16 protein-coding genes are annotated in these 16,306 nt (G+C 72.3%); 7 read left to right on the top strand and 9 right to left on the bottom strand.

Annotated elements, in window-relative coordinates:
• Positions 1-209: 209 nt before the first annotated feature.
• Complete coding sequence (locus tag ACIQD7_RS28440; RefSeq protein WP_121832928.1) at positions 210-578, bottom strand: YbjQ family protein; 369 nt, start codon at positions 576-578, stop codon at positions 210-212.
• 151 nt (positions 579-729) lie between these two features.
• Between ACIQD7_RS28440 and ACIQD7_RS28435 the strand changes: the two genes are divergently transcribed.
• The gene (locus ACIQD7_RS28435; protein ID WP_121832929.1) at positions 730-1,443 is read left to right on the top strand and encodes a DedA family protein; all 714 of its coding nucleotides are present in this window, start codon (positions 730-732) and stop codon (positions 1,441-1,443) included.
• 26 nt (positions 1,444-1,469) lie between these two features.
• On the opposite strand, the gene ACIQD7_RS28430 is transcribed toward ACIQD7_RS28435, so the two are convergent.
• Together ACIQD7_RS28430 and ACIQD7_RS28425 are read right to left on the bottom strand one after the other, a co-directional pair.
• On the bottom strand, positions 1,470-3,173 hold the full coding sequence (locus ACIQD7_RS28430) for a threonine/serine exporter ThrE family protein (protein ID WP_402445274.1): 1,704 nt from the start codon (positions 3,171-3,173) through the stop codon (positions 1,470-1,472).
• 169 nt (positions 3,174-3,342) lie between these two features.
• A complete protein-coding gene (locus ACIQD7_RS28425) occupies positions 3,343-3,834 on the bottom strand; it encodes an inorganic diphosphatase (protein ID WP_024758444.1) in 492 nt (163 codons plus the stop codon).
• Between the two features lie 102 nt (positions 3,835-3,936).
• Between ACIQD7_RS28425 and dacB the strand changes: the two genes are divergently transcribed.
• The 6 genes from dacB to folE all read left to right on the top strand — a co-directional run bounded on the left by dacB (position 3,937) and on the right by folE (position 11,299).
• Positions 3,937-5,364 carry a D-alanyl-D-alanine carboxypeptidase/D-alanyl-D-alanine-endopeptidase gene (gene dacB / locus ACIQD7_RS28420; RefSeq protein WP_402445272.1) on the top strand — a complete coding sequence of 476 codons (1,428 nt, stop codon included), beginning with the start codon at positions 3,937-3,939 and terminating at the stop codon, positions 5,362-5,364.
• Positions 5,365-5,418: 54 nt separating this feature from the next.
• Positions 5,419-6,558: a zinc-dependent metalloprotease gene (locus ACIQD7_RS28415; RefSeq protein WP_121832386.1), complete on the top strand. Its 1,140-nt coding sequence runs from the start codon at positions 5,419-5,421 to the stop codon at positions 6,556-6,558.
• A gap of 207 nt (positions 6,559-6,765) precedes the next feature.
• Complete coding sequence (gene tilS, locus ACIQD7_RS28410; RefSeq protein WP_121832387.1) at positions 6,766-7,809, top strand: tRNA lysidine(34) synthetase TilS; 1,044 nt, start codon at positions 6,766-6,768, stop codon at positions 7,807-7,809.
• A 41-nt stretch (positions 7,810-7,850) separates the two neighbouring features.
• Positions 7,851-8,390 (top strand): hypoxanthine phosphoribosyltransferase, encoded by a 540-nt coding sequence (gene hpt, locus ACIQD7_RS28405; RefSeq protein WP_121832400.1) that lies wholly within the window; start codon positions 7,851-7,853, stop codon positions 8,388-8,390.
• A gap of 183 nt (positions 8,391-8,573) precedes the next feature.
• On the top strand, positions 8,574-10,595 hold the full coding sequence (gene ftsH, locus ACIQD7_RS28400) for an ATP-dependent zinc metalloprotease FtsH (RefSeq protein ID WP_121832388.1): 2,022 nt from the start codon (positions 8,574-8,576) through the stop codon (positions 10,593-10,595).
• Between the two features lie 98 nt (positions 10,596-10,693).
• A complete protein-coding gene (folE, locus tag ACIQD7_RS28395; protein ID WP_030219409.1) occupies positions 10,694-11,299 on the top strand; it encodes a GTP cyclohydrolase I FolE in 606 nt (201 codons plus the stop codon).
• Positions 11,300-11,320: 21 nt separating this feature from the next.
• Here folE and ACIQD7_RS28390 read toward each other — a convergent pair whose 3' ends face one another.
• From ACIQD7_RS28390 to ACIQD7_RS28365, 6 genes are all read right to left on the bottom strand, one after another.
• Complete coding sequence (locus tag ACIQD7_RS28390; protein WP_402445270.1) at positions 11,321-11,803, bottom strand: DUF3180 domain-containing protein; 483 nt, start codon at positions 11,801-11,803, stop codon at positions 11,321-11,323.
• 47 nt (positions 11,804-11,850) lie between these two features.
• On the bottom strand, positions 11,851-12,450 hold the full coding sequence (gene folK, locus ACIQD7_RS28385) for a 2-amino-4-hydroxy-6-hydroxymethyldihydropteridine diphosphokinase (protein WP_121832392.1): 600 nt from the start codon (positions 12,448-12,450) through the stop codon (positions 11,851-11,853).
• Positions 12,447-12,806, bottom strand: coding sequence for a dihydroneopterin aldolase (gene folB, locus ACIQD7_RS28380; protein WP_030219416.1), 360 nt, complete (start codon positions 12,804-12,806; stop codon positions 12,447-12,449). Before folB ends, folK begins: the two co-directional genes overlap by 4 nt.
• A 134-nt stretch (positions 12,807-12,940) precedes the next feature.
• Positions 12,941-13,360 (bottom strand): nuclear transport factor 2 family protein, encoded by a 420-nt coding sequence (locus ACIQD7_RS28375; protein WP_237529018.1) that lies wholly within the window; start codon positions 13,358-13,360, stop codon positions 12,941-12,943.
• A 56-nt stretch (positions 13,361-13,416) separates the two neighbouring features.
• Positions 13,417-14,277, bottom strand: a complete 861-nt coding sequence (gene folP / locus ACIQD7_RS28370; RefSeq protein ID WP_402445268.1) for a dihydropteroate synthase — start codon at positions 14,275-14,277, stop codon at positions 13,417-13,419.
• A gap of 90 nt (positions 14,278-14,367) precedes the next feature.
• Entirely contained in the window at positions 14,368-16,212 is a 1,845-nt protein-coding gene (locus ACIQD7_RS28365; RefSeq protein WP_402445266.1) for a phosphatidylglycerol lysyltransferase domain-containing protein, read from the bottom strand.
• Positions 16,213-16,306: the final 94 nt, after the last annotated feature.

Here is a 16,306-nt window from a genome sequence, read left to right as displayed (position 1 = left end):
CCGCGTGGAACCGCCGCCGGCCAGAGGCCGGCGCCGGATCCCGGACCCACCCGGCGCCCGGCACCCGGCACCTGAGCCCCGTGGGCCCCGAGCCGGCTAGACCTCGCCCGGACCCACCCGGTTCACCAGAACTCGGGCGGGCCCGGGCCCGCCTGGCACCCAGGTCCACCAGAACCTGGAACCCGGCACCCGGGCCCACGGCCCCCGCCTCACCCCCGAGGCGCGATCACCACCGCCGTGCCGTACGCGCAGACCTCCGTGCCGACGTCCGCCGCCTCCGTGACGTCGAAGCGGAACGCGAGGACCGCGTTCGCGCCGCGGGCGCGCGCCTGTTCCACCAGGCGTTCCATCGCCTGGTTGCGGGTCTCCACCAGGGTCTTCGTCAGGCCCTTCAGCTCCCCGCCGATCATCGACTTCAGGCCCGCGCCGATCTGGCTGCCCAGATGCCGCGAGCGCACGGTGAGGCCGAAGACCTCCCCGATCACCTGCCGGACCTCATGGCCCGGAACGTCGTTCGTCGTCACGACCAGCACTTCGGGATGCGGACCCTGGCCGCCCCCGTACTCCTCGATGCCCATCGGCATACACCTCCTGATTCCCCACCTTCTGCCCCGCGAGACCCTTCCGCATCCCGTGGGGAGCCGGGTGGAACCGGGGGCGCCCGGTCCACGTTGATAGCTTGGGGCAGCCCGTCCCCAAGCCCCCACCGACCGCAGGAGCCCGGAACCCGTGAACACGCTTGCCCTCGGACCGAGCTGGCTTGACCCGGACTATCTGATCCAGACCTTCGGTCTGATCGGCGTCCTGGTGATCGTCTTCGCCGAGTCCGGCCTCCTCATCGGGTTCTTCCTGCCCGGTGACTCGCTCCTCTTCACCACCGGTCTGCTCGTCACCACCGGGAAGCTCGACCAGCCGCTCTGGCTGGTCTGCACCCTGATCGTGGCCGCCGCGATCATCGGCGACCAGGTCGGCTACCTCTTCGGCCGCAAGGTCGGACCCGCCCTCTTCAAGCGCCCCGACTCCAAGCTGTTCAAGCAGGAGAACGTCGAGAAGGCGCACGAGTTCTTCGAGAAGCACGGCCCGAAGTCCCTCATCCTGGCCCGCTTCGTCCCCATCGTCCGCACCTTCACGCCGATCATCGCGGGCGTCAGCCGGATGAACTACCGCTCGTTCATCACGTTCAACATCATCGGCGGCGTCCTGTGGGGCGCCGGCGTCACCCTCCTCGGCGCCTCCCTCGGCAAGATCGACTTCGTGCACAAGCACATCGAGATGATCCTCGTCGCGATCGTCCTGATCTCCGTGGTCCCGATCGTGATCGAGTACCTCAGGGCCCGCTCCCAGTCCAAGAAGGCCCGCGCCGCCGGAGGCGACGACCACGACGCCCCCGGCACCCCCCACCCCCAGCAGCAGTCCCCCCGCGGCCGCCACGCCAAGCGGTAGCCCGTACGCGACCCGGAAGACCCACGCTAGAAGCCCCTGGTGCGCTTCGCGGCCCGCCGGGCCGCCGCCGCACCGGGGGCCCGCATGAAGAGGCGGGCCAGCTCGCCGCCCAGGTTCACCCCGATCGCGATCGCCAGCGCCAGCGCCGCCGCCTTCGCGAGCGACGCGAACCCCTGGTCCAGATTGTGCTGGGCGATCGCGAGCACCCCGAAGTACGTCGCCGAACCGGGCAGCAGCGGCCCGATCGCCGCCGTCACGTACGGCAGCGACGACGTGTGGTGGTACCGGGCGATCAACTGCCCGAAGAGACCCACCAGACCCGCCGCCACCGCCGTCGCCATCACCGCCGACCCCTCCGCCGTCACCGCGATCGACGCGTACACCACCCACGCCACCCCGCCGTTCAGCGTCACGAACAGCACCGTCGCCCGCGACTGCTGCAACAGGATCGCGAAGGTCGCGGACAGCGCCATCGACGCCAGCGTCTGCGTCACCGGCCGCTCCACCGCCCGCAGCGCCCCCTCCGGATTCAGCTGCGCGTCGAACTGCACCGCCAGGTACAGCACCGACAGCACGCCCACCACGATCGCCACGAAGAAGTACATGACCTCCAGCAGCCGCGCCGAGGCCGTGATGTAGAAACCCGTGAGCCCGTCCTGCACGGCCGCCACGAGCGCCCGCCCCGGGATCAGCGCGAACAGCCCACCCGTGATCACCGCCGACGGCCGCAGATCCGCGTGCAGCAGCGTCAGGAGCACCCCCATCGCCGCCGGCGGCATCGCCGCCACCAGGAACTGGTAGAACTCCGGCAGCCCCCGCCCCGCGCACAGCCACGCCAGCCGGTCCCCGAGCACCGCGCCGAGCGCCGCCACCAGGAACACCGTCAGACCACCGCCGAGCAGCACCGACGCCGCCCCCGCGAGCACCCCCGCCGCCGCCGTCAGCGCCCACCCCGGATACGGATGCCGGTTCCGCCGGATCTCCGCCAGCCGCCGGTACGCCTCCTCCGGCGTCACCTCGTGCGCCTGCTCGTCGCCCACCGGCGCGCTGATGTCCGCGATCAGCTGGTACACCGCCGCGAGCCGCGTGTAGTCCGTGCCCCGGCGGCGCACCGTCCGGTTCGCCGTCACCGGATCGTCCACCAGCGACGGCTGGTACGTGACCGACAACAGCGTGAACGTCACCGTCGGCTCGCACCGGTCGAGCCCGTACGAGCGGCAGATCGCGAACATCGCCGCCTCGACGTCCTCCGCGCCCTCCCCGCCCGCGAGCAGCAGCTCGCCGATGCGCAGCGTCAGGTCCAGGACGCGCGGCACCGAATGCCCCGACTCGTCCTCCTTGCGCGGCGCCTCCGGCACCGGCCGCTCGCCCACCGGCAGCCGCAGCATGGTCCGCATCCGGTCCTGCCACGGCGCGTCCCGCGACAGGCGCACCAGCGGCACCCCGTACGCCGGGGTGAAGGCGGGCGGCGAGTTCTTCGCCGAGTACGTGGCCGGGGGAGCGAACGCCGAACCCTCCGGCTCGGGACCGGCCTCCGGCTCCGCCCGCAGCCCCGACGGCAGGGCGAACTCGGAGGTCGGATGCTCCTCCTCCGGTGGCGCGGGCGGCTCCACCCCGGCCGGCGGCACGAACGCGCTCCGCGCCTCGTCCGACTGCGGTTTCCGGTCCTCCGGAGCCTCCTCGGCCCCTTCGTACCGCACGTCCATCGAGCCGCCCGGCTCCGCCACCACTCTGCCGCCCCGCTCTCCCTGGAGGAATCGTGGCTTCCAGTATGGGCGCGCGCCCTCCGCGCGTGCGACGGGCCCGTGAAGGGATCGCGACGGACGCGCGAAGGGCGGCGCACCCCCGAGGGGTGCGCCGCCCTGTCACGCGACCGGGACCGGCGGGGCCGGAACCGGCTCAGTGGCCGCCCTGCTCCTTGGCCCGCGCGTACGACTTCTCGATCTCCTCCTCGGCCTCGGCGCGACCGACCCAGTCCGCGCCCTCGACCGACTTGCCCGGCTCCAGGTCCTTGTAGACCTCGAAGAAGTGCTGGATCTCCAGGCGGTCGAACTCCGCCACGTGGTGGATGTCCCGCAGGTGCTCCATGCGCGGGTCGGTGGCCGGGACGCACAGCAGCTTGTCGTCGCCGCCCGCCTCGTCCGTCATCCGGAACATGCCGATGGCGCGGCACTTGATCAGGCAGCCCGGGAAGGTGGGCTCGTCCAGGATGACGAGCGCGTCCAGCGGGTCGCCGTCCTCGCCGAGGGTGTTCTCCACGTAGCCGTAGTCGGTCGGGTAGGCCGTCGACGTGAAGAGGCGACGGTCCAGACGGATGCGACCGGTCTCGTGGTCGACCTCGTACTTGTTCCGCGATCCCTTGGGGATCTCGATGAGAACGTCGAACTCCACGGGTGGCTCCTCCTGAATCAACACAAGTGAATGCTCGCGACGAAGCGCGGTGGTTAAGTGTCCCTCACGCACGTGTGTGATCGCGAAAGGGGCTGGTCAGCAATGCCCGAGCCGAGGATCTGGCAGCTCACGGCGGGCTCCGCCGCCCTCGGTCTGGCCCTGGCCGCCGTGGCGGTGACCCTGGCCGGCCCGTGGGACTCGGGTCAGCGTACGGCCGAGCGGACCCGCGCCGCCGCCCCCGCGGCGGGTGGCACGCGTCACGCCCCGCCCCCGGCCCCCGCCCCGCCCCGCCGCCCCGCGCCCGCCCCCAGCGCCCCCGGCGTCCTCACCGCCCTGCGCCCCGCCGACCCCGCCGCCCCCTCCGTCGGATCCGCCGCCGGACGCCCCGCCGACCTCGCCGCCGTCCTCGTCCCCCTCCTCGCCGACCCCGGCCTCGGCCCCCTCCGCACCGCCTCCGTCGTCGACACCGCCACCGGGAAGCAGCTCTACGGCGAGGGCGCCACCACCCCCATGACCCCCGCCTCCACCGTCAAGATCGCCACCGCCGCGGCCGCCCTCTCCGCCCTCGGCCCCGACCACCGCATCGCCACCACCGTCACCGCCGCCCCCGACGGGAAGACCGTCACCCTCACCGGCGGCGGCGACCCCACCCTCGACGCCAACCGCCTGAAGGCCCTCGCCACCGCCACCGCCCGCGCCCTCAAGACCCGCGGCCACACCCCCGTACGCCTCGCCTACGACACGAGCCTCTACACCGGCCCCGTCGTCCACCCCATCGGCCCCAACGAGAACATCGCCCCCGTCACCGCCCTCATGACCCGCGCCGGACGCCTCGACGACAGCCCCAGCGGCCCCGCGCCCCGCGACGCCGACCCCGCCCGCGCCACCGCCACCGCCTTCGCCGCCCTCCTCACCCGCGCCGGCGTCCCCGTCACCGGCGACCCCGCCCCCGGCCCCGCCCCGAAGGCCGCCCCCCTCGCCCGTACGCACTCCGCCCCCCTCGCCGACCTCGTCGAGCGCACCCTCACCCACAGCGACAACGACCTCGCCGAAGCCCTCGCCCGGCAGACCGCCCTCGCCCACAAGCTCCCCGCGAGCTTCGACGGCGCCGGAAAGGCCGTCCGCGCCGAACTCGCCCGACTCGGCCTCCCCGTCGCCGGAACCCGCTTCGCCGACGGCAGCGGCCTCGACCGCAACGACCGCGTCTCCGCCGCCCTCCTCACCGCCCTCCTCACCCGGGCGGCCGACCCCGCCCGCCCCGCCCTGCGCCCCCTCCTCACCGGCCTCCCCGTCGGCGGCTTCACCGGCACCCTCGCCGACCGCTTCGACACCGCCCCCGCCGGAGCCGGACTCGTCCGCGCCAAGACCGGCACCCTCACCGGCGTCAACACCCTCGCCGGCACCGTCGCCACCCCCGACGGACGCCTCCTCGCCTTCGCCTTCCTCGCCGGCCGCACCCCCTCCCCGTACCAGGCCCAGCCCGCCCTCGACCGCCTCTCCGCCGCCCTCGCCGGCCAGGACCTGCCGTAACCCGGTCCGTACCGAACACACACCGAACGGGCCCCGAGACCGTACGGTTGACACATGACGAGCATCGGTGGCGCAGGCACATCCGGGATGGTCGACTGGAACCTCGCGGTCGCGACCGCGACCCGCCTCGTGCGGCCCGGACCCGAAGTCGGCCGCGACGAGGCCCGCGCGGTCGTCGCCGAACTCCGCAGGCACGCCAAGGCCTCGGAAGAACACGTCCGCGCCTACACCCGGATGATCCCCGAAGGCCACGAACCCCCCGACACCCCCGTCCTCGTCGTCGACCGCGCCGGCTGGATCCGGGCCAACGTCGCCGGCTTCCGCGAACTCCTCACCCCCCTCCTCGGCAAGATGCGGGAACGCCGCTCCGCCGTCCCCGGCAGCGCCGTCCTCGGCGCCGTCGGCGGCAAGGTCACCGGCGTCGAACTCGGCATGTTGCTCTCGTTCCTCGCCTCCCGCATCCTCGGCCAGTACGAGACCTTCGCCCCCGCCACCCGCGACCTCCCCGCCGGGGCCAACGGCGGCGGACGCCTCCTCCTCGTCGCGCCCAACATCGTCCACGTCGAACGCGAACTCGAGGTCTCCCCGCACGACTTCCGCCTCTGGGTCTGCCTCCACGAGGAGACCCACCGCACCCAGTTCACCGCCGTCCCCTGGCTCCGCGACCACCTCCAGGGCGAAATCCAGTCGTTCCTCGCCGCCACCGACGTCGACCCCGGCACCTTCGTCGAACGCCTCCGCGAAGCCGCCCAGACCCTCGCCGGCGGCCGCCCCGAAGGCGAGGAGGGCGAACCCGCCCCCTCCCTCGTCGAACTCGTCCAGTCCCCCGAACAGCGCGAGATCCTCGGCCGCCTCACCGCCGTCATGTCCCTCCTCGAAGGACACGCCGACTACGTCATGGACGGCGTCGGCCCCCAGGTCGTCCCCTCCGTCGCCGAGATCCGCGAGAAGTTCCAGGCCCGCCGCGCCCGCGGCGCCTCCCGCCTCGACCTCGCCCTCCGCAAGCTCCTCGGCCTCGACGCCAAGCTCCGCCAGTACCGCGACGGCGAACGCTTCGTCCGCGCCGTCGTCGACCAGGTCGGCATGGACGGCTTCAACCGCGTCTGGACCTCCCCCAACACGCTCCCCACCAAGAGCGAGATCGCCGCCCCCGCCGACTGGATCGCGAGGGTGCACCGTAAGGCAGACTCGTGAGACGCATGGGGCGGACGGCACGGGAACACCGGCGGACACTCCGCCAATCACCCGTCCGAGGGACCCTGACCACGGGGTGAGGCGTGCAATGCTCGGGTAACGGCCGGGTTTCTGTCACCATCGACGCACTCTGAGTGACCGAACCCCCCATTCCGACCGTTAAGACTCCGACCGAGGCACCCCACCCCATCACGAAGGGCACCGGACATGGGTCCCCATCCTGCGGTCGCGGCGATACGCCTGGCGGTCCGCCGCGTACTCCACGACCTCCTCGACGAACACCGCGCCGCACACCCGACGGCCGCTCCCCCCACCGCACCCGACGCGCACACCCCCCTCGCCCCCCTCGTCCTCGTGGCCTGCTCCGGAGGCGCCGACTCCATGGCGCTCGCCTCCGCCCTCGCCTTCGAGGCCCGCAAACTCCCCGTGCGCGCCGGCGGCATCACCGTCGACCACGGCCTCCAGGACGGCTCCGACACCCGGGCCGCCGAGGTCGCCGAACGCATGACCGCGCTCGGCCTCACCCCCTCCGAGGCCGTCGCCGTCACCGTCGGCCGCGAAGGAGGACCCGAAGCCGCCGCCCGCGACGCGCGCTACGCCGCCCTCGACGCCGCCGCCGAACGCCACGGCGCCGCCGCGGTCCTCCTCGGCCACACCCGCGACGACCAGGCCGAAACCGTCCTCCTCGGCCTCGCCCGCGGCTCCGGAATCCGCTCCCTCTCCGGCATGGCCGCCGTCTCCGGCGCCACCCGCCGCTACCGGCGCCCCTTCCTCCAGCTCGACCGCCAGACCGTCCGCAAGGCCTGCGTCGCGCAGGAACTCGCCGTCTGGGACGACCCCCACAACACCGACCCCGCCTACACCCGCTCCCGACTCCGCCACGAAGGCCTCCCCGCCCTGGAGAAGGCCCTCGGCAAAGGCGTCGTCGAAGCCCTCGCCCGAACGGCCCAGCTCTCCCGCGACGACGCCGACGCCCTCGACACCTGGGCCGCCGACGCCGAGACCGCCGTACGCGACGAGGCCGGCGCTCTGGAGTGCGCCAAACTCTTCGGACTGCCCCCCGCCGTGCGCCGCCGCGTCCTGCGCCGCGCCGTCATCGCCGAGGGCGCCCCCGCCGGATCCCTCTTCGCCCGCCACATCGAGGAAGTCGACCGCCTCGTCACCGGCTGGCGCGGCCAGGGGACCATCAACCTGCCCGGCCGCGTCGAAGCCCGCCGCCAGGGTGGCAGACTGGTCATCCGGCAAGGCTGACGCACGCTGCAACGAAAGTGACCCGGGTGAACGAGAAGGACATGGGCACCGACCTCCAGTCGGTGCTCATCACCAAGGAAGAGATCGACGCCAAGCTGGCAGAGCTGGCCGCGAAGATCGACACGGAATACGCGGGCAAGGACCTGCTCATCGTCGGCGTCCTCAAGGGCGCCGTGATGGTGATGGCGGATCTGGCTCGCGCCCTGTCCACCCCCGTCACCATGGACTGGATGGCCGTCTCCTCCTACGGCGCCGGCACCCAGTCCTCCGGCGTCGTCCGCATCCTCAAGGACCTCGACACCGACATCAAGGGCAAGCACGTCCTGATCGTCGAGGACATCATCGACTCCGGCCTGACCCTCTCCTGGCTCCTGTCGAACCTCGGCTCGCGCGAACCCGCCTCCCTGGAGGTGTGCACCCTCCTGCGCAAGCCCGAGGCCGCCAAGGTCGCCATTGACGTCAAGTGGATCGGCTTCGACATCCCCAACGAGTTCGTCGTCGGCTACGGCCTCGACTACGCCGAGAAGTACCGGAACCTCCCCTTCGTCGGCACGCTCGCCCCGCACGTCTACGGCGGCTGATCCCACGGCCGTACGGGGAACCCGCACCGCCTTCCCTCCGTTGAACCACGGGAAGGCGGTCGCGGGCGACGATGCTGAGGTACCGTCCGAAGAACAGCTTTTTCACACCGCAGTACTCACAGCAGCTCTCACAGCAGCATTTTCCTACGGGCAGGAGGGACGGAGCGCTATCGCTCCGTATGGATGGACGTGAAGCGATACTTCCGTGGGCCGGTCATGTGGATCGTGCTGGCCGTCCTCGCCGTGGTCGTGCTGATGCAGGTCGTCGGCTCGTCCGAGGGCTACAAGACGGTGGACACCGGCAAGGTCGTCCAGGCGATCGACAAGAACCAGGTCAAGCAGGCAAAGATCACCACCGGTGACGAGCAGCTCATCAAGATCGAGCTCGTCGACGGCCAGAAGATCGACAAGAGCGACAAGATCCAGGCCAGCTACATCGGCAGCCAGGGCGTCGCCCTCGCCGACAAGCTCCAGGAGAAGTTCGAGGCCGGACAGATCGAGAAGGGCTACACCGTCTCCCCGACGAAGCAGTCGCCCTTCGTCTCGATCCTGCTCTCCCTCCTGCCCTTCGTCCTCATCGTGGTCGTCTTCCTCTTCCTGATGAACCAGATGCAGGGCGGCGGCTCCCGCGTCATGCAGTTCGGCAAGTCCAAGGCGAAGCTCATCACCAAGGACACCCCGAAGACCACCTTCGCCGACGTCGCGGGCTCGGACGAGGCCGTCGAGGAACTCCACGAGATCAAGGAATTCCTCCAGGAGCCCGCCAAGTTCCAGGCCGTCGGCGCCAAGATCCCCAAGGGCGTCCTGCTCTACGGCCCGCCCGGAACCGGCAAGACGCTCCTCGCGCGCGCGGTCGCCGGCGAGGCAGGGGTCCCCTTCTACTCGATCTCCGGCTCCGACTTCGTCGAGATGTTCGTCGGCGTCGGCGCCTCCCGGGTCCGCGACCTCTTCGAGCAGGCCAAGGCCAACGCACCGGCCATCGTCTTCGTCGACGAGATCGACGCCGTCGGACGCCACCGCGGCGCCGGCCTCGGCGGCGGCCACGACGAGCGCGAGCAGACCCTCAACCAGCTCCTCGTCGAGATGGACGGCTTCGACGTGAAGGGCGGCGTCATCCTGATCGCCGCCACGAACCGCCCCGACATCCTCGACCCGGCGCTCCTCCGCCCCGGCCGCTTCGACCGGCAGATCGCCGTCGACCGCCCGGACATGCTGGGCCGCCTGGAGATCCTCAAGGTCCACCAGAAGGGCAAGCCGGTCGCCCCGGACGTCGACCTCGGCGCCGTCGCCCGACGCACCCCCGGCTTCACCGGCGCGGACCTCTCCAACGTCCTCAACGAGGCGGCGCTCCTCACCGCCCGCAGCGACCAGAAGCTGATCGACAACAAGGCGCTGGACGAGGCGATCGACCGCGTGGTCGCGGGCCCGCAGAAGCGGACCCGGATCATGTCGGACAAGGAGAAGAAGATCACCGCGTACCACGAGGGCGGCCACGCCCTGGTCGCGGCGGCCCTGCCGAACTCCGACCCGGTCCACAAGATCACCATCCTGTCCCGGGGCCGCGCCCTGGGCTACACGATGGTCCTGCCGGAAGAGGACAAGTACTCCACCACCCGCAACGAGATGCTCGACCAACTGGCGTACATGCTGGGCGGCCGCGCCGCCGAGGAACTGGTCTTCCACGACCCGACCACCGGCGCCGCGAACGACATCGAGAAGGCCACCGCCACGGCCCGCGCGATGGTCACCCAGTACGGCATGACCGAGCGTCTCGGCGCGATCAAGTTCGGCGGCGACAACACCGAGCCCTTCCTCGGGCGCGAGATGGCGCACCAGCGCGACTACTCGGAAGAGGTCGCGGCGCTGGTCGACGAAGAGGTCAAGAAGCTCATCGAGACCGCGCACAACGAGGCCTGGGAGATCCTTGTCGAGAACCGCGACGTCCTCGACAACCTGGTCCTCGCCCTCCTGGAGAAGGAGACCCTCGGCAAGGAGGAGATCGCGGAGATCTTCGCCCCGATCGTGAAGCGCCCGGCCCGCCCGGCGTGGACCGGTTCCTCCCGCCGCACCCCCTCCACGCGCCCGCCGGTCCTCTCCCCCAAGGAGCTGGCCCTGACGAACAGCGCGAACGGCTCGTCCGCCACGGTGGACACCACCAAGGGCCTCGACATCGCCCCGGTGGACCCCCCGTCCCCGGAGGACTGACCGCCCCGGCGGACCCGGAATGGATCCCGCGCCCCCACAGGTTTTAGCCTGTGGGGGCGCGGCCATTCGCGCACACAGGCATACGGAACGAGGCAAAGATGACCGACCCGGTGACCCTGGACGGCGAGGGCAGGATCGGCGACTTCGACGAGAAGCGCGCCGAGAACGCCGTACGAGAGCTCCTCATCGCGGTCGGCGAGGACCCGGACCGCGAGGGCCTGAGGGAGACGCCGGCGCGGGTGGCGCGGGCGTACAAGGAGATATTCGCGGGCCTGCGGCAGGAGCCCCAGGACGTCCTGACGACCACCTTCGACCTGGGCCACGACGAGATGGTGCTGGTCAAGGACATCGAGGTGTTTTCGACCTGTGAGCACCACCTCGTCCCGTTCCGCGGGGTGGCCCACGTCGGATACATCCCGTCCACGTCGGGGAAGATCACCGGCCTGTCGAAGCTGGCCCGCCTGGTCGACGTCTACGCCCGCCGTCCGCAGGTGCAGGAGCGACTCACCACGCAGGTGGCGGACTCGCTGATGGAGATCCTGGAGCCGCGCGGGGTCATCGTGGTCTTCGAGTGCGAGCACATGTGCATGTCGATGCGCGGCATCCGCAAGCCCGGAGCGAAGACCATCACCTCGGCCGTCCGGGGCCAGCTGCGCGACCCCGCGACCCGTGCGGAGGCGATGAGCCTCATCATGGCGCGCTGAGCGCCACCGCGGAGAAGGACCTCAGGCCCGGGCGCTGCCCGGGCCTTCGTCGTCGTCCTCCGGCAGCTTGCACACGCGCTCCAGGAAGAAGGCCGACGCGATGACGGCCAGGCCCGCCAGGACCGCGAGGGCGGCGTGGAGGGCCTGGTCGCGGCGGGCCGGGACGTCGAGGGAGCCGAGGAGGAAGACGCCCGTGCCGCCGTACATGCCGGCGACGAGGGCGGCGACCAGGGCGCTGGACTGGCCGAAGACCACCGCGCGGGCCGCCATCAGGGGCTCGACGCCCTTGGCGCCGGGGCGGCGCTCCCGCTGGGCCCGGAGGCGGGCGCGGAGGGAGAGGGCGGTCGCGGTGAGGACGGCGGCGATGACGGCGAGGACGATCGGCGCGGCGACCGGCACGCTCGGGAGGGTGCCGACCGAGTCCCAGAGCCGGGCGCCGCCCCAGGAGAGGACGCCGGCCGCCAGGAACAGTCCGGCGAGCACCTTCAGCCGCAGTTGTTTCACCGGGTGTCCTTCACGTGGTCGCGGGCGGTCTGCCACGAGCCTAACGACTACTCGGGCAGACGGAGTTCCAGGTCGGCACGGAGGGTGACGCCCTCGTCGCCGACGGAGGAGAGGAGTCCGGCGACCGGGCCGTGGCCGGGGAGCTGGGCTTCGGGGTCCACGTCGTGCCAGGGGGCGAGGACGAAGGCGCGCTGGTGGGCGCGGGGGTGGGGCAGGGTGAGGACGGGGTCGTCGGAGACCACGTCCGCGTACGCGACGATGTCGACGTCGATGGTGCGGGGGCCCCAGCGCTCCTCGCGGACACGGTGGAAGGCCTCCTCGACGGCGTGGGCGCGCTCCAGGAGGGAGGAGGGCGGCAGGGTCGTCTTCACGAGGGCGACGGCGTTGAAGTACGAGGGCTGGCTGCCGGGGTCGACGCCCCAGGGCTCGGTCTCGTACACCGGGGAGACGGCCTTGACCCGGAGGCCGGGGGTGTCGGCGAGGGCGTCGACGGCGCCCTGGAGGGTCTCCAGGCGGTTGCCGAGGTTGGCGCCGAGGGCGAGGACGGCCCAGCGGGGGTTGGAGAGGGTGGTGTCGGCGGCGTCGACGGTCTCGACGACGGAGGCGGGGACGGGCTGGACGGTGGGGTCGCTGTGCGTCGCTTTCATCGTCGGCTCCGGGTGATCGTGACGGTGACGTCGTCGAAGGGCACGGTGATGGGCGCGTCCGGCTTGTGGACGACGACCTCCACCTCCTGTACCCCGGCGTGGCTCAGGCACTGCTGGGCGATGCGTTCGGCGAGGGTTTCGATCAGGTCGACGGGCTCGCCCTGGACGACGTCGACGACCTCCTCGGCGACGATCCCGTAGTGGACGGTCTTGGAGAGGTCGTCCCCGGCGGCGGCGGGGCGGGTGTCCAGGCCGAGGGTCAGGTCCACGATGAAGGTCTGTCCCTCCTCGCGCTCCTTGGGGAAGACGCCGTGATGGCCCCGGGCCTTGAGGCCGCGCAGCGCGACACGATCCACGCGAATCACTCCTGCTGTCGTAGTTCGGGTGGCCACGCAGCCGGGTGCGGACGGCCGGGTGTCCGTCGTCGAATCTACCCGCGAGGACCGACAGGGCGTGCCCGCGGGGGGCCGGGGGCGGGAGCCGCCGCAGGTCAGACGGGTGGTTCGAGGTCGTCGGGGGCGGTTTCCGCGTCGTCCGGGCCGTCGGTGTCGGCGAGGACGGGGGAGGCGTGGTGGGACCAGACGCGCCAGCCGTCGGGGGTGCGGCGGAAGACGTTGGTGGCGACGACGAGCTGTCCGACGAGGGGTCCGAGTTCGGCGCCGTCCTCGGCGGGGCCGCCGCTGAGGATGTTCTCGGTGCAGGTGACGAGGGCGGTGTCGCCGGCGAGGGAGATCTTGAGGTCGGTGAGGAAGAACTGGATGTACTCGGTGTTCGCCATGATCAGGGCGTACGAGCGGAGGACCTCGCCGCGGCCGGTGAGGACGGGCCAGCCGGGGTGGACGCAGGTCACGGGGACGGTGTCGTCGTCGAGCCAGAGGCCGGAGACGGTGTCGAAGTCGCCGGTCTCCATGGCCTCGTAGAAGGCGGTGTTGGCGGCTTCGACGGCCGCTTCGTCGGTGGCGGGGGTCACCTGGCTCCTTCGACCGCGCGGGCGACCCGGACGGCGTCGGCGGTGGCGCGGACCTCGTGGACGCGGACGGCCCACGCGCCCGCGTGGGCGGCGAGGGCGGAGACGGCGGCGGTGGCGGCGTCGCGTTCGCGCGCGGGGGGCGGGGCGGCGCCCTCGTGGGCGAGGACGTGGCCGAGGAAGCGTTTGCGGGAGGCGGCGACGAGGAGGGGGCGGCCGAGGGCGCGCAGCTCGGGGAGGTGGGCGACGAGGGCCAGGTCGTGCGGGGCGAGCTTGGCGAAGCCGAGGCCGGGGTCGACGACGACGCGGTCGGGGTCGATGCCGCCGTCGACGACGGCCTCCAGGCGGGTGCGGAGTTCGGTGACGACTTCGGCGACGACATCGTCGTACACGGCGAGGGCGTTCATGTGGTCGCTGAAGCCGCGCCAGTGCATGACGACGAAGGGGACTTCGGCGGCGGCGACGGCGGGGACCATGCCGGGGTCGGCGAGGCCGCCGCTGACGTCGTTGACGAGGAGGGCGCCGGCGTCGACGGCGCGGGCGGCGACGGTGGCGCGCATGGTGTCGACGGAGACGGTGACGCCTTCGGCGGCGAGGCCGCGGACGACGGGGACGACGCGGCGGAGTTCCTCCTCCTCGTCGACGCGGGAGGCGCCGGGGCGGGTGGACTCGCCGCCGACGTCGATCAGGTCGGCGCCTTCGGCGGCCAGGTGGAGGCCGTGTTTGACGGCGGCCGTGGTGTCGAACCAGCGGCCGCCGTCGGAGAAGGAGTCGGGGGTCACGTTGACCACGCCCATGACCGCGCAGCGGTCCCACTCCGGCAGGCCCCGGGCCGTGCCCCGGCCGATCGTCGTACTCATGGGACCAGCCTAGGGCCTGGCCGGGGGTTCGGGGCCGGGCCGCGGCCCGCCAGGTGGGCCTGGAGGCGGGCGGCCCCGGGCCCCGCCGGGTCAGGCCGCGCGGGCCTCGTGTTCGGCCGGGCGGGCCGGGGTGATGTGGGCGCAGGGGCGGGGGGCCGGGGCGGGGCGGCGGCGGGTGAAGGGGCGGGGGAGGGAGAGGTTCACGAAGCCCTCGGCCTGCATGGCGGCGAAGCCGATGCGGGGGAGGTCGCGGCTGGTGCGGTAGACGACGAAGCGGGGTTCCCAGCGGGGCCGGAACTTGGCGTTGAACTTGTAGAGGGACTCGATCTGGAACCAGCGGGAGAGGAAGACGAGGAGTCCGCGCCAGAGGCGGAGGACGGGTCCGGCGCCGATCTTCTCGCCGCGGGCGAGGGCCGCGCGGAACATGGCGAAGTTGAGGGAGACGCGGGTGATGCCGAGGGCGGGGGAGGCCTGGAGGGCGGCGACGATGAGGAGCTCGTTCATGCCGGGGTCGGCGGAGCGGTCGCGGCGCATGAGTTCGAGGGACATGCCGTCGGGGCCCCAGGGGACGAAGTGGATGATCGCCTTGAGGTCGCCGTAGGGGGTCTCCGTACCGTCCTCGTCCTCTTTGTGGGCGGTCGCTATCACCGCGTCGCCGTCGCCGGGGGCGCCGATGCGGCCGAGGGCCATGGAGAAGCCGCGTTCGGTGTCGGTGCCGCGCCAGTCGGCGGCGGCGCGGCGGACGCGTGCGAGTTCGGCGTCGTCGAGGTCACGGACGCGGCGGACGCGGGTGGTGTAGCCGTTGCGCTCGATGCGCTTGACCATCTGGCGGACGTTGCGCATGGCCCGGCCGGAGAGGGAGAAATCCGCGACGTCGACGACCGCCTCGTCGCCGAGTTCGAGGGCGTCGAGGCCGGTCTCGCGGGTCCAGACCTGGCCGCCGGTCTCGGAGCAGCCCATGACGGCGGGGGTCCAGGAGTGGATCTTGGCCTCGTCCATGAAGCGTTCGATGGCGCCGGGCCAGGCCTCGACGTCGCCGATGGGGTCGCCGCTGGCGAGCATGACGCCGGAGACGACGCGGTAGCAGACGGCGGCCTTGCCGCTGGGGGAGAAGATGACGCCCTTGTCGCGGCGGAGGGCGAAGTGGCCGAGGGAGTCGCGGCCGCCGTGCTGGTCGAGGAGGGCGCGCAGCCGGGTCTCGTCGTCGTCGGTGAGTCGGGCGGCGGGGTGCTCGGGGCGGAAGGCCAGGTAGATGGTGGTGAGGGCGGTGATCATGCCGAGGGCGCCGAGGGAGTAGCCGACGGTCCAGTCGACGCCGTGGGTGTAGCCGACGGGGCCTTCGACGCCGAGGAGTCCGTACAGGACGTGTTCGAGGCGGTCGGTGAGGCTGGGGCTGCCGATGACGCGGCGCGGGTGGGCGCTGACGATGACGAGGCCGAGGGCGATGGAGCCGGCGCCCATGACGACGAAGTTGGCGAGGGCGCGCCAGCGGCTGCGGGGGTCGGGGAGGGCGGCGAATTCGCCGCGGTGGCGGATCAGGAGGGTGAGGAGGGCGAGGGAGAGGAGGGCGCCGAGGATCGAGTGGCGCCAGACGAACTGGGCGGTGGCGCCGAGGGGGAGGAGGACGACGGCGGCCCGCCAGGCGCGGCGCTTGTGGCGCTTGAGGCCGTGGGCGAGGAGCAGGAGGAGGACTCCGGCGCTCAGGGAGAGGGCGGCGGAGAGGGGGCCGAGGGTGCCGGGGAGGACTTCGGCGACGGCGTGGACGCGGCTGGCGCGGAAGCGGGGGAAGACCCCGGCGGCGATGTCGAGGAGGCCGATGAGGGTGCAGGCCGTGCCGACGAGCGAGGGGACCTTCTCGGGTCGGGGGCCGCGGAGGATCCGTCGTACCCGAACCGGAACCAATCCTCTTTTGTCCCCATCTACCGTGACAGACATGGCTTCCCGTACTTCCCGTGGTCCTGCGCAGGGTCTTTGACTCCGGTCGGGCCCTGCGGCGCGTTCGGCGGGCCGTTCCGGCTGGTGCGCCTTC

The organism is Streptomyces sp. NPDC093071 (assembly GCF_044754545.1).
In the GTDB taxonomy this organism is placed as follows: domain Bacteria; phylum Actinomycetota; class Actinomycetes; order Streptomycetales; family Streptomycetaceae; genus Streptomyces.
The sequence above is the reverse complement of the archived record's forward strand: the minus strand, read 5'-3'. Positions and strand labels throughout refer to the sequence as shown.